The organism is Ensifer sp. D2-11 (genome assembly GCF_054161295.1).
Genome location: NZ_CP096433.1, coordinates 593859 through 607207 on the forward strand (window position 1 = coordinate 593859; position 13349 = coordinate 607207).

Consider the following 13349-nt stretch of genomic DNA (forward strand, 5'->3'; position numbering starts at 1 on the left):
ATCCGGCTGCCGCCACCTTCTCCCCGCAGGCGGGGAGAAGGGACAAGCGGCGCCAACTGAACCCCGCATTCACCGCCCGCCCGAGGGAGCGAGCGGGCGCGGCATATCCCTTCTCCCCGCCTGCGGGGAGAAGGTGGCGGCAGCCGGTTGAGGGGCAACCGAGACCGAGCGGGGTTGAGCCGGTTGGGTTCCCGAGGGATCCCTTTCATGAGCAGTATCCGCCGCCCTGGCGCGCAAGAGATATGTGCATGCCGTAGGCTTTCGACGGGGAGAAGGGACTCGCGGCTCGCGTCTTGCGTCTCCCCGTCCCCTCTCTCCCGCGCGAGGGGAGAGGGTGAGGGGCAAATCGGGGCTGGTCAACCCTGCATCGGCAGCGAAAGCGAGAGCTGCGCCGCGTCACCGATGATCCAGGTTTCCAGAGTGGCCTTGCGGCCCCGCAGGCCGATTTCGAGCCGTCTGTGGCCTTCGAAGCTGAGGCCGGCGCGCTCGACCAGTTCGGCGGAAACGGCAAGCTCGACGTCGTGCTCCTTCGCGAGGCCTTCCAGCCGGCTCGCCGTATTGATCGTGTCGCCGACGACCGTGAGCGAGGTTGCCTGGCCGTAGCCCATTTCGCCGATGATCGCCGGGCCTGCGTGGAGGCCGATGGCGAGCCTCAGTGGCTGCTCGAGCTCCCCTTCGAAGGTCTGGTTGAGCGCCCGGATTCCTTGCGACAACCGGGCGGCGGCCGAAAGTGCCTGGCGGCAGGCCTCCGGCAGAGGGGTCTTCAGTCCGAAGATCGCGAGCGCCCCGTCGCCGATGAACTTGTCGACGACGCCACCGGAACCTTCGACGGCTTCGCCGACGACTTCGAAATAGCGGTTGAGCAGAAAGACCGTGTCGTAGGGCAGCCGGTGCTCGGCGATGCGGGTGAAATCACGCAGGTCGCAGAAGAGCACGGCGACGCGGCGCTCACGTCCGCCGGCGTTCTGGCGGGCAAGCTGCGTCTTGATCCCGAGGCTGTCGGTGTCGAGGATGGGCACGACGCTCACATTGTGCACTGGGCGGAACTGGCAGGCGAGGCGTACGTTCTCGGGAGCGCCGATGCGGGTCAGCGTCGCGAGTTCTGCAGCTTCCGGCGGCGGCTGGCCTTCGAGCCCCTGCGTTATCCGCACGCGACAGGTGGAACAGCGCCCGCGCCCTCCGCAGACGGAAACATGAGGAATTCCGGCCGCCCGACTGGCCTCCAGAACGCTGAAGCCGAGGCTGACGGCGGCGACCCGGCCGTCCGGATAACGAATGCGAATACGGCCGCGCGCCGGCAGGGCGCGCAGAACGAGGGTGCCGCCGATCAGGCTTGCGAAGCCGCCATAGAATGCCAGCCGGATCTTATCGAGGAGGGTGGGGTCGACGCGAGGCGCCTGGCTGGCATAGGCCCTGTCGCCGTAACCGCCATGTTCCGCGTAGTCGCGCTCCAGTGAACGGGCGCCGTTGACGAAGCCGAGCAGTGCGAAGATCGGCACCAGCAGGGCGACGGTATAGAGCAGCGTTTCGTATTTCGGAAACCAGGCGCGCCCGCGCATCCAGAACCAGGCGCCAAGACAGGCGTGACCCCAGACGACGATGAGCGCAAGCGACTGACGAGAGGTGTTGAACGAGCTTGACCAGAGGGTGCGCAGGATCGCGGGGTAGTCGGGATAAACACCTGAAAGAAGCGGCTCCACACGGGCGGCGACCACGTGAGGCACGAGCAGAAAGGGCAGACTCAGGCCGAAGATGATCTTCAGGGCTTCGCCGACAGGCATGCGGAACGTTTGCCGCCGGTAGAGACTGTCGAGCGCCATCAGGAAATGCAGCAGCAGCGCGCCGTAGAGGAGGGCCGTTCCGGGAATGCTCTGCCAAACCGAGGTGAATATCCGCCGGCCCGTTTCCATCGCATCGATCGAGACGAGCCCGAGCGCGTGATTCGAGAAGTGCAAGAGCACGAAAACGCCGAGTACGGCCCCTGAGATCAGGTGCATCTTCTTGCGCGTGCTGGCGGATAGGATCGTCAAACAAACTTGCCTGGGTCTGGCGGCCTTGGAGCGGCTCGCTTCGGTGTCCTCCTTATTTACCAGATCATCGGTGCCGGCAACTTACGTTTTCTAAACGAACTGTTTCGCTTTTCGGGTGTTGCGCGGAGTGCGTGTTCCCATGCCGTCCTACTCCATGATGCGCGGCAATCCAGCGGCGAGTTTGTCGATCACCACCCGCAGCTTCGGCAGCATGTGTTCCGTTCGCGGCCAGACTGCATGGGCCTTGAAGATCAGACCCGGCCGGTCGGTGAGGACACGGACAAGTTCGCCTTTCTGCACGCGCTCGCGCACCAGCCAGCAAGGCAGCCAGGCAAGGCCGTGGCCGGCGGCAGCCGCATCGGCGATTGCGGCGAGATCGTCGAGCCTCAGCCGCGTTTGCGGCAGCACGATTTCCGCCGCCTTGCCGTCGGACGGAAAGGACCAGGATAGCGGCTCGCCTCCGCGGGCGTAGACGATGCCTTCATGTGCGGCGAGTTCGGCAACCGTCCTCGGCATGCCGTGCGCTTCGAGATAGGCAGGGGAGGCGCAGACGGTCATCCGCTGTTCCGCCACCGTGCGCATCATCAGGCCTGAGCCGTTACCGAGGGGGCTGTTGCGGATGGCCAGATCGAAGCCCTCGTCGAGAAGATCGATGACCCGGTCATTGAAGGAGAGATCGAACTCCAGACGGGGATGCGACCGCAACAGGTCGCGAAGCAGCGGCGCCACGCATTGGCGGCCGAAGAGGACCGGCATCGAGATGCGCAGGCGGCCGCGAATTTCCCGCCTCCCGGATTCGAGGAGGTCTTCGGCCGTTCTGATTTCGCCGAGCGCTTTTTGGCAGCTCTCGTAGAAGAGCTGCCCTTCTTCGGTGAGACTCTGCGTCCGTGTGGTGCGATGGAAGAGGCGCACGCCGAGCCGCCGTTCGAGCCGGGAGACCGTCTTGCCTACGGCCGAGCGCGAAAGATTGAGCCGGGCGGCGGCGGCGGAAAAGCCGCCGGCATCAGCAACTTCCACGAAAACCGAAATGCCGTTGAAGCGCTCCATGTATTGCGTCCTCCGGGGAACCAATGATGGGAATTCATATCGCAACCGAAGAAGAATATTCAACAGTATGCTCGCCTTACCGCAACAGATGAAAAGGAACGAGCATGTCCAAATGGATGCAGGAATGGAGCACGGAGACGGTGGGCCCCCACGATCTCAAGCTTGCCGAACGGCCGGTGCCGGAGGTCGGCGAGCACGATATCCTCGTGCGCACGCTTGCCGTATCGCTCAACTATCGCGACAAACTGGTACTTGAGACCGGCATGGGGCTCGATCTCGCTTTTCCCTTCGTGCCGGCCTCGGATATGAGCGGAGTGGTCGAGGCCGTCGGCAAGAGCGTAACGCGTTTCCGGCCGGGCGATCGCGTGATCTCCACATTCGCCCCCGGATGGCTTGACGGCTTACGACCCGGCACCGGCAGGACGCCTGCCTATGAGACGCTCGGAGGCGCGCATCCGGGCGTCCTGTCGGAATATGTGGTTCTCCCTGAAGGCTGGTTCGTCGCAGCGCCGAAGAGTCTCGACGCGGCGGAGGCGAGTACCTTGCCCTGTGCGGGGCTGACCGCCTGGTTCGCTCTTGTCGAGAAGGGTCATTTGCGGGCGGGCGACCGTGTCGTCGTGCAGGGTACCGGCGGCGTTGCGCTGTTCGGATTGCAGATCGCAAAGGCGACCGGAGCCGAGGTCATCGTGACCTCGAGCAGCCGCGAAAAGCTCGATCGGGCTTTCGCGCTCGGTGCCGATCACGGCATCAATCGCCTGGAGGAGGACTGGGTGGAGCGCGTCTATGCGCTGACCGGGGACCGTGGCGCCGACCACATTCTGGAGATCGCCGGCGGCGCCGGGCTCGGCCAGTCCCTGAAAGCGGTCGCGCCGGACGGGCGCATCTCGGTGATCGGCGTGCTCGAGGGCTTCGAGGTCTCAGGCCCGGTCGGGCCGCTTCTCCTGAAGTCTCCCGTCGTGCAGGGTATCAGCGTCGGTCACCGCAGAGCGCTCGAAGATCTGGTCGGGGCCGTCGACCGCCTTGGACTGAAGCCCGTCATCGACATGCGTTACAAGTTCACCGAGGTCCCCGAGGCCCTCGCACATCTTGACCGCGGCCCCTTCGGCAAGGTGGTGATAGAGTTTTGACGCGATAGGAACGCGGAAGGCCGCCGGCGATGCCGGCGGCCTTCCGGTCTGACTTGTACGTCCTTCACTCGGCGGCCTGGCGGGCCATCGGGTTGTTCGGATGGGTCGTCCAGTTGGCGTAGTTCGGGTCGACCGGTTTCCCGGTGCGCCGGTCGAGTGTGCCGGCCGCGAGCGGCTCCATGGTGATGCAGTTCTCCACCGGACAGACATTGACGCAGAGGTTGCAGCCGACGCATTCCTCCTCGATCACCTCGAAATGGCGCACGCCATTGACGAATTGGGTGATTGCCTGATGCGAAGTGTCCTCGCAGGCGATATGACAGCGGCCGCATTTGATGCAGGCGTCCTGATCGATCTTCGCCTTGGCGATATAGTTGAGGTTGAGATATTGCCAGTCGGTGACGTTCGGGACGGCTCGGCCGCTGATGTCGTCGAGCGTCCGATGGCCCTTGGCGTCCATCCAGTCGGAGAGGCCGGTGATCATCTCCTGGACGATCTTGAAGCCATAGGTCATTGCGGCAGTGCAGACCTGTACGTTGCCGGCGCCGAGCGCCATGAATTCGGCCGCATCCCGCCAGGTGGTCACGCCGCCGATGCCCGAAATCGGCAGGCCGTAGGTCTCCGGATCACGGGCGATCTCGGCCACCATGTTGAGCGCGATCGGCTTCACGGCCGGGCCGCAATAACCGCCATGGCTTCCGCGGCCGTCGATCGAGGGCTCCGGCGAGAAAGTGTCGAGGTTGACGCCGGTGATGGAGTTGATCGTGTTGATGAGCGACACCGCGTCGGTGCCGCCGGCCTTGGCAGCGCGGGCGGGCTTGCGGATGTCGGTGATGTTCGGCGTAAGCTTGGTGATGACGGGCATGCGCGTGTATTGCTTGCACCAGCGCACCACCATTTCGATGTATTCCGGCACCTGGCCTACCGCCGAGCCCATACCGCGCTCGGACATGCCGTGCGGACAGCCGAAATTGAGCTCGATGCCGTCGGCGCCGGACTCCTCGACCAGCGGCAGGATCGCCTTCCAGGCGTTCTCCTCGCAAGGCACCATGATCGAGGCGATCAGGGCTCGATCCGGCCAGTTCATCTTCACCTGCTTCATTTCGCGCAGGTTCACATAGAGATCGCGGTCGGTAATGAGCTCGATATTGTTGAAACCCAGCAGCCGCCGGTCGGCGCCCCAGATCGCGCCGTAGCGCGGGCCGTTGACATTGACCACCGGCGGTCCTTCTTCCCCGAGCGTCTTCCAGACGACGCCGCCCCAGCCCGCCTTGAAGGCGCGCTCGACGTTGTAGGCCTTGTCCGTCGGCGGCGCCGAGGCGAGCCAGAACGGGTTCGGGGATTTGATGCCGACAAAATTGTTGCGAAGATCAGCCATTGTTCTCGTCCTCTCGATCCTGTTCTGCTTTTCAAGCAACGGCGCTCGCCAGCGGCTGAGCCACGGCGAAAGCCCGGTCGATCGATCCGGCGGCATCGCGTCCCATCGCGACGGCCGAAACGGTGAGGTCCTCGCCCCCGAGCACGCAGTCACCGCCGGCCCAGACCTTTTCCAGCGAGGTGCGTCCTTCCGAATCGACGACGATGCGTCCGCTTTCCATGCGAAGGGCGCCGAGGCCGGAGGCCTCGAAGGCCTGGCCGATGGCCTTGAAGATCTGGTCGGCGGCAATGATTCCGGTCTCGCCGGTCGTTGTCAGCTTCCCGTTTTCAAGCGTGGTGTAGTCGAGTTCGATGCCGGCGACCCGGCCATCCTTGACGGCGATGCGCTTCGGCTGCAGCCAGTGGCGGATGGTGACGCCCTTGGAAGCCGCAAGGTCCTGCTCGAATTCCGAGGCGTTCATGTGCTCCTTGCCGCGGCGATAGCAGATCGTCACTTCCTCGGCGCCGAGCAGCTTCGCCTGGACGGCCGCGTCGATCGCAGTCATGCCGCCGCCGAGCACCACGACGCGCCGGCCGACCGGAATGTCGGCCTTTGTCTTCGACTGGCGAAGTGCGGCGATGAAGTCGACGGCGTCCTCGACGCCTTCGGCATTCTCGCCTTCGATCCGCAGTGCATTGACACCTGCAAGACCGAGGCCGAGAAAGACGGCATCGAATTCTTCCGCCAGATCGGCAAGAGAGAAGTCGCGGCCGAGCGCCTTGCCGTGGCTGACCTCGATGCCGCCGACCGAAAGCACGTATTCCACCTCTCTCTGTGCGAAGTCGTCCACCGCCTTATAGGCGGCGATGCCGTATTCGTTGAGGCCGCCGGATTTTTCGCGCGCATCGTAGATCACCACGTCGTGGCCTTTCACGGCCAGCCGATGCGCGCAGGCGAGCCCCGCCGGCCCAGCGCCGACGACGGCGACCCTGCGGCCGGAACGAGCGGCGCGCGAATAGAACTGCTTGTTTTCCCGCATGGCGATGTCCGTCGCGTAGCGCTGCAGGCGGCCGATTTCGACCGGCCGCTCCTCGGCCGTGTTGCGTACGCAGGCCTCTTCGCAGAGCGTCTCGGTGGGACAGACGCGGGCGCACATGCCGCCCAGTATGTTCTGGTCGAAGATCGTCTTCGCCGAGCCGATCGGATTGCCCGTCGCGATCTGGCGAATGAAGAGCGGGATGTCGATGGAGGTGGGACAGGCGGTCATGCAGGGCGCGTCATGACAGAAATAACAGCGGTCGGCGGCGACCAGCGCCTCGTGCCTGTCGAGCGACGGATGAAAGTCGGAGAAATTGGCTTCGTACTCGGCAAGCGGCAGCCGCCCGCCGAGAATCCCAGATTGCGTCGTTCCCATTTTTGGCTCCCAATGTTTTCTCAGGATGAGGGAACGGTAACATGCTTTATTTTTTTATCAAACGGTAAAATTTCCTTCCAAACCGGCGTAAAAGCCTGGAAAACCGGACCTTGCCGGCGGCAAGGTGCGGCGCACATCTCCCCCCGTTTGACAGCGCATGGAAAATAGTGGCAGCAAATCAAGGGGAAGGGAGCAGTCGATGGCACGCAAGGCGGAAAGCAGCAACAGGCTGGACGACGCAGCCCGCGCAGGCTGGCTCTATTATGTCGCCGGCCGTACGCAGGACGAGATTGCGTCGGTGATGGGAATTTCCCGGCAATCGGCGCAACGTCTCGTGTCGCTTGCCATGGCCGAGCGGCTGATCAAGGTGCGCCTGGACCATCCGATCGCCGCCTGCCTCGAAATGGCGGCGCGTCTCAAGGAGAAATACGATCTCAAGCATGTCGACGTCGTCCCGAGCGATCCAGGTTCCGATTCGACCACCGTGGGCATCGCCGAGGCCGGGGCGGCGGAAATCGAGCGCTGGCTGAAATCGGCCGAGCCCGTGGTGCTGGCGATCGGCACGGGCCGCACGCTGAAGGCGACCATCGACCAGCTGCCATCGATGGAATGCCCGCAGCACCGTATCGTTTCGCTCACCGGCAATATCCGGCTCGACGGGTCGGCCGCCTATTACAACGTCATCTTCAGCATGGCGGACACGATCAAGGCGCGGCATTTTCCCATGCCCTTGCCGGTTCTCGTCTCCTCGCCGGAAGAGCGGGAAGTCCTGCACAAGCAGAGCCTGGTGCAGATCGCCCTGGAACTCGGCGCCGAGGCGGACGCTGCCTTCGTGGGCGTCGGCGAACTCGGGCCCGACGCGCCGCTTTGCGAAGACGGGTTCCTGGCGCGCGATGAAATGGCACGGCTGATGGCGGCGGGCGCTGCCGGCGAGATCTGCGGTTGGATGTTCGACCACGAAGGCGTGCTCCTGCCCGACAGCATCAATGAGCGCGTCGCCTCGGTTCCGCTGCCGCCGCGTGACCGCGCGTCGGTCATCGGCATCGCCAAGGGCAGGCGCAAACACGAGGCGCTGCGCGCCGCACTCAAGGGCAGGATCATCAACGGTCTCGTCACCGATGAGGCTACGGCCGACTATCTGCTCCGGGTCTAGATCGCGCAGCCGGTCGCGGGACCGCGGCATCGACGCGCTTCTCCCGAAATCTCCGTAAAAAATGCGAAGCTAAAACATCTTCTTAGCCGCTCCCGCGCATCGCGGCGACAAATGCGGATTGACATTTCAGCTTAATCGGTGAGTAATTGCTCACGAGCAAGGCAAATGCTCAATTTCTTCTGGGAGGAAGTCGATGAATTTGAGAACTTTCCTGCTGGGCACGTGCTCGGCAGTTGCTCTGGCGGGTCTGGCCCAAGCGGAGACCCTGACCATTGCCACCGTGAACAACGGCGACATGATCCGGATGCAGAAGCTGACGGACGATTTCACGTCGAAAAATCCGGACATCCAGCTTGAGTGGGTCACTCTCGAGGAAAACGTGCTACGCCAGCGCGTCACGACCGACATCGCGACCAAGGGCGGTCAGTACGACATCATGACGATCGGCACCTATGAGGTGCCGATCTGGGCGAAGCAGGGCTGGCTCCTGCCGCTCGACGATCTCGGTCCCGAATACGACGTCGACGACCTTCTGCCGGCGATCCGCAGCGGCCTGACCATCGACGGCAAGCTCTATGCAGCACCGTTCTACGGCGAGAGCTCGATGGTCATGTACCGCAAGGATCTGTTCGAGAAGGCCGGTCTGACCATGCCCGATGCGCCGACCTGGGATTTCATCGCCGATGCGGCCCGCAAAATCACCGACAAGGGCAACGAGATCTACGGTATCTGCCTGCGCGGCAAGGCCGGCTGGGGCGAGAACATGGCTTTCCTAACGGCCACCGCAAACGCCTTCGGCGCCCGCTGGTTCGACGAGAACTGGAAGCCGCAGTTCGATCAGCCGGAATGGAAGAACGCACTCGACTTCTACGTCAAGCTGATGAATGACGCAGGCCCGCCCGGCGCCTCGTCCAACGGCTTCAACGAGAACCTGTCTCTGTTCCAGACCGGAAAGTGCGGCATGTGGATCGACGCGACCGTCGCCGCCTCCTTCGTGACCAATCCGAAGGAGTCGACCGTCGCCGACAAGGTCGGTTTCGCGCTCGCTCCAGACACCGGCCTCGGCAAGCGCGGCAACTGGCTCTGGGCCTGGAACCTCGCCATTCCGGCAGGATCGCAGAAGGCGGAGTCGGCGCAGAAGTTCATCGCCTGGGCGACGGGCAAGGATTATCTGAAGCTCGTTGCCGAGAAGGAAGGCTGGGCGAACGTTCCTCCCGGTACCCGCACCTCGCTCTATGAGAACCCGGAGTACCAGAAGGCGGCGCCCTTCGCGAAGATGACCCTGGACTCGATCAATGCCGCCGACCCGAAGAACCCGGCGGTGAAGCCGGTGCCCTATGTCGGCGTCCAGTTCGTGGCGATCCCGGAATTCCAGGGCCTCGGCACGGCGGTCGGGCAGGTGTTCTCGGCGGCCCTGGCCGGTCAGATGAGCGTGGATCAGGCGCTTGCCAGCGCGCAGCAGCTGTCGACCCGCGAAATGACCAAGGCCGGCTACATCAAGTGAGCTCCCAAGGAGCCGGAGCGTCTGCTGGAAACAGTGAACGCTCCGGCTACCTCCAGAGCGGGACGGGGAAAGGGGCAAACCCGCCTTCGATCCGCGTTCCGCTCTGACTTTTCCAATTCATGGCGCGCGTTCGGATGGCGATACGCTTGCCGTTTTGAAGAACCGCGTCGACTTCACACGGGGGACGCCATGGCGACCTTGCACACCCGCTCCGCCGCGCGACTGATGATCGCGCCCTCGGTGCTCCTGCTCCTGGCCTGGATGATCGTGCCGCTGGCCATGACGATCTATTTCTCGCTGCTGCGCTACAACCTGCTGATGCCGGGAATGGAGGAGTTCGCGGGGCTTACGAATTACACCTATTTCCTCACCGACCCGGCCTTCTTCCAGGCGATATTCAACACGCTCGCCATCGTTCTCGGCGTGCTCTTCATCACCGTGGTCGGCGGCATCGGGCTGGCGCTTCTTCTCGACCAGCCGATGTTCGGGCAGGGGATCGTGCGCATCCTGGTGATCGCGCCCTTCCTCATCATGCCGACTGTGGCGGCGCTGGTCTGGAAGAACATGTTCATGAATCCCGTGAACGGGCTTTTCGCCTGGCTTGCCAAGCTTCTCGGATTGCAGCCCTTCGATTTTCTTGCCAATGCGCCGCTTCTCTCGATCATTCTGATCGTCGCCTGGCAATGGCTGCCTTTCGCCACGCTCATCCTGCTGACGGCGCTGCAGTCGCTCGACGAGGAGCAGAAGGAAGCCGCACAGATGGACGGCGCAGGCGCGGTAAGCCGCTTCATCTATCTCGTCCTGCCGCATCTCTCACGGGCGATCACGGTGGTCATCCTGATCCAGACGATCTTCCTGCTGTCGGTCTTCGCCGAGATCCTCGTCACCACCAATGGCGGTCCGGGTACGCAGAGCACGAATCTCACATTCCTCGTCTACGCCCAAGCCCTTCTGCAGTTCGATGTGGGCGGCGCCTCGGCGGGCGGGATCATCGCGGTCATCCTCGCCAACATCGTCGCATTCTTCCTGATGCGCATGATCGGCAAGACGCTGGAGGCTTGAGACCCATGGCACGCAACGTCTCTACCGGGCGCAAGCTCATCACGACCGTGGTGGCCTGGACGATCGGAATCCTGATCTTCTTTCCGATCCTCTGGACCTTCCTGACGAGCTTCAAGACGGAAGCCCAGGCGATCGCCTCTCCGCCGGTCTTCCTCTTCTTCGACTGGACGACCGAGAACTATTCCGAGGTGCAGAGCCGGTCGGATTACCTGAAGCACTTCATGAATTCGGTGGTCGTTTCCTTCGGCTCGACCCTGCTCGGCCTGTTGATCGCGATCCCGTCGGCCTGGGCGATGGCGTTCTCGCCGACGAAGCGCACCAAGGATGTGCTGATGTGGATGCTCTCCACCAAGATGATGCCGCCGGTCGGCGTGCTGGTGCCGATGTATCTGATATTCCGCAACTGGGGACTGCTCGACACGCGCACAGGGCTCGTGATCGTGCTGACGCTGATCAACCTGCCGATCATCATCTGGATGCTCTACACCTATTTCAAGGAAATCCCCGGCGAGATCCTCGAAGCGGCGCGCATGGACGGCGCCTCGCTCTCCAAGGAGATCATCTATGTGCTGACGCCGATGGCGATACCCGGCATCGCCTCGACGCTGCTGCTCAACATCATCCTTGCCTGGAACGAAGCGTTCTGGACCTTGAATCTGAGCGCCGCGAAAGCCGCACCGCTCACCGCGTTCATCGCCTCCTATTCGAGCCCGGAGGGTCTCTTCTACGCCAAGCTGTCTGCGGCCTCCACGATGGCGATCGCACCCATCCTCATTCTCGGCTGGTTCTCGCAAAAACAGCTCGTGCGCGGCCTCACTTTCGGCGCAGTCAAATAAGGCCGACGCGGTTCAAATAAGGGTAAGACCATGGGAAGCATCACTCTCAAGAACGTATCGAAGGTCTTCGGCGCCCACGCCGTCATCCCCTCGATAGACCTCGATATCACCGACGGCGAGTTTGTCGTCTTCGTCGGCCCCTCGGGCTGCGGCAAGTCCACGCTTCTGAGGCTGATCGCCGGACTGGAGGACGTCAGCGATGGCGAGATCGTCATCGACGGCCGGAACGCCACCGAGCTGCCGCCGGCAAAGCGCGGGCTTTCGATGGTGTTCCAGTCCTACGCGCTCTATCCGCATATGAGCGTGCGCTCCAACATCGCCTTTCCGCTGAAGATGGCGGGTGAGGACAAGGCCTCGATCGACAAGAAGGTCGAGGACGCGGCGCGCGTCCTGAACCTCACCGACTATCTCGACCGCAAGCCCCGCCAGCTTTCCGGCGGCCAGCGCCAGCGCGTCGCGATCGGCCGGGCGATCGTTCGCCAGCCGGAAGCCTTCCTTTTCGACGAGCCGCTGTCTAACCTCGACGCCGCGCTGCGGGTCAACATGCGACTGGAGATCAGCCAGCTTCACCAGCAACTGAAGACGACGATGGTCTACGTGACGCACGACCAGGTGGAGGCCATGACCATGGCCGACAAGATCGTCGTGCTCAACCGCGGCCGCATCGAGCAGGTGGGCTCGCCCCTCGACCTCTACCGCAGGCCGGACAATCTCTTCGTCGCCGGTTTCATCGGGTCGCCGAAGATGAATTTCGTCACCGGTGCGCCGGCCGCGGCCCATCAGGCCCACACGATCGGCATCCGCCCGGAGCATATTGCCCTTTCGAAGGATCAGGGCACATGGCGGGGCACGGTGGGAGTGGCCGAGCATCTCGGCTCGGACACCTTCCTGCACGTGAACGCCGACGGCATCGGTACTTTGACGGCGCGCGTCGGCGGCGACTTCGCGGTGACCCATGGCGATCAGGTCTACCTGACGCCCGATGCTGAGCGCCTCCACAGGTTCGATGAAAAGGGACTGGCAATTCGATGAAACGTCTTGAAGGAAAGAGCGCGCTGATCACCGGATCGGCGCGGGGTATCGGCCGCGCTTTTGCCGAAGCCTACGTGCGCGAGGGCGCCACGGTCGCCATCGCCGACATCGATATCGAGCGGGCGAGACAGGCGGCGGCGGAGATCGGGCCTGCGGCCTATGCGGTCCAAATGGATGTGACCCGGCAGGACTCCATCGACGCCGCGATCGCCGCGACTGTCGAACATGCCGGCGGGCTAGACATCCTCGTCAACAATGCCGCGCTCTTCGACCTCGCGCCGATCGTCGAGATCACCCGCGAGAGCTACGAAAAACTGTTCGCGATCAATGTCGCCGGCACGCTCTTCACGTTGCAGGCGGCCGCCAGGCAGATGATCGCGCAGGGCAGGGGCGGCAAGATCATCAACATGGCGAGCCAGGCGGGCAGGCGCGGGGAAGCTCTGGTGGCGATCTATTGCGCCACGAAGGCTGCAGTCATCAGCCTCACCCAGTCGGCCGGTCTCGATCTCATCAAGCACCGCATCAACGTCAACGCCATCGCTCCCGGCGTCGTCGACGGTGAGCACTGGGACGGCGTCGACGCGCTTTTCGCCAGATACGAGGACCGTCCGCGCGGCGAGAAGAAGCGTTTGGTGGGCGAGGCCGTTCCCTTCGGGCGCATGGGTACCGCAGAGGACCTGACCGGCATGGCGATCTTCCTCGCCTCGGCGGAAAGCGACTACATCGTCTCGCAGACCTATAACGTCGATGGCGGCAACTGGATGAGCTGAGGCTCGTTCGCGAAAGG

The 13349-nt window shown here is 63.5% G+C and carries 11 protein-coding genes; 7 read left to right on the top strand and 4 right to left on the bottom strand.

Annotation, left to right across the window (positions count from 1 at the left end; translation table 11 throughout):
• Positions 1-356: 356 nt before the first annotated feature.
• Both cyaC and M1D34_RS02800 read right to left on the bottom strand, forming a co-directional pair.
• Positions 357-2030 carry an adenylate cyclase CyaC gene (gene cyaC, locus M1D34_RS02795; protein WP_498780549.1) on the bottom strand — a complete coding sequence of 558 codons (1674 nt, stop codon included), beginning with the start codon at positions 2028-2030 and terminating at the stop codon, positions 357-359.
• A gap of 147 nt (positions 2031-2177) precedes the next feature.
• The gene (locus M1D34_RS02800) at positions 2178-3077 is read right to left on the bottom strand and encodes a LysR substrate-binding domain-containing protein (protein ID WP_498780551.1); all 900 of its coding nucleotides are present in this window, start codon (positions 3075-3077) and stop codon (positions 2178-2180) included.
• A gap of 104 nt (positions 3078-3181) precedes the next feature.
• On the opposite strand from M1D34_RS02800, the gene M1D34_RS02805 reads away from it, so the two are divergent.
• The gene (locus M1D34_RS02805) at positions 3182-4204 is read left to right on the top strand and encodes a zinc-dependent alcohol dehydrogenase family protein (RefSeq protein WP_498780553.1); all 1023 of its coding nucleotides are present in this window, start codon (positions 3182-3184) and stop codon (positions 4202-4204) included.
• 64 nt (positions 4205-4268) lie between these two features.
• Here the strand turns inward: M1D34_RS02805 and preA are convergent, their stop codons facing one another.
• A complete protein-coding gene (gene preA / locus M1D34_RS02810) occupies positions 4269-5582 on the bottom strand; it encodes an NAD-dependent dihydropyrimidine dehydrogenase subunit PreA (RefSeq protein ID WP_498780554.1) in 1314 nt (437 codons plus the stop codon).
• Between the two features lie 31 nt (positions 5583-5613).
• Complete coding sequence (locus M1D34_RS02815) at positions 5614-6975, bottom strand: NAD(P)-dependent oxidoreductase (protein ID WP_498780556.1); 1362 nt, start codon at positions 6973-6975, stop codon at positions 5614-5616.
• 199 nt (positions 6976-7174) lie between these two features.
• Here M1D34_RS02815 and M1D34_RS02820 point away from each other — a divergent pair, with 199 nt between their 5' ends.
• The 6 genes from M1D34_RS02820 (at position 7175) to M1D34_RS02845 (ending at position 13332) form a co-directional block, all read left to right on the top strand.
• The gene (locus M1D34_RS02820; RefSeq protein WP_003525579.1) at positions 7175-8128 is read left to right on the top strand and encodes a sugar-binding transcriptional regulator; all 954 of its coding nucleotides are present in this window, start codon (positions 7175-7177) and stop codon (positions 8126-8128) included.
• Between the two features lie 193 nt (positions 8129-8321).
• Positions 8322-9632 (top strand): ABC transporter substrate-binding protein, encoded by a 1311-nt coding sequence (locus M1D34_RS02825; RefSeq protein ID WP_003525578.1) that lies wholly within the window; start codon positions 8322-8324, stop codon positions 9630-9632.
• A 189-nt stretch (positions 9633-9821) separates the two neighbouring features.
• The gene (locus M1D34_RS02830; protein ID WP_003525576.1) at positions 9822-10694 is read left to right on the top strand and encodes a carbohydrate ABC transporter permease; all 873 of its coding nucleotides are present in this window, start codon (positions 9822-9824) and stop codon (positions 10692-10694) included.
• 5 nt (positions 10695-10699) lie between these two features.
• A complete protein-coding gene (locus M1D34_RS02835) occupies positions 10700-11530 on the top strand; it encodes a carbohydrate ABC transporter permease (RefSeq protein ID WP_018095728.1) in 831 nt (276 codons plus the stop codon).
• Positions 11531-11560: 30 nt separating this feature from the next.
• Positions 11561-12562: an ABC transporter ATP-binding protein gene (locus tag M1D34_RS02840; protein WP_498780561.1), complete on the top strand. Its 1002-nt coding sequence runs from the start codon at positions 11561-11563 to the stop codon at positions 12560-12562.
• Entirely contained in the window at positions 12559-13332 is a 774-nt protein-coding gene (locus M1D34_RS02845) for an L-iditol 2-dehydrogenase (protein ID WP_498780563.1), read from the top strand. The genes M1D34_RS02840 and M1D34_RS02845 overlap by 4 nt, the downstream gene beginning before the upstream one ends.
• Positions 13333-13349 lie beyond the last annotated feature (17 nt).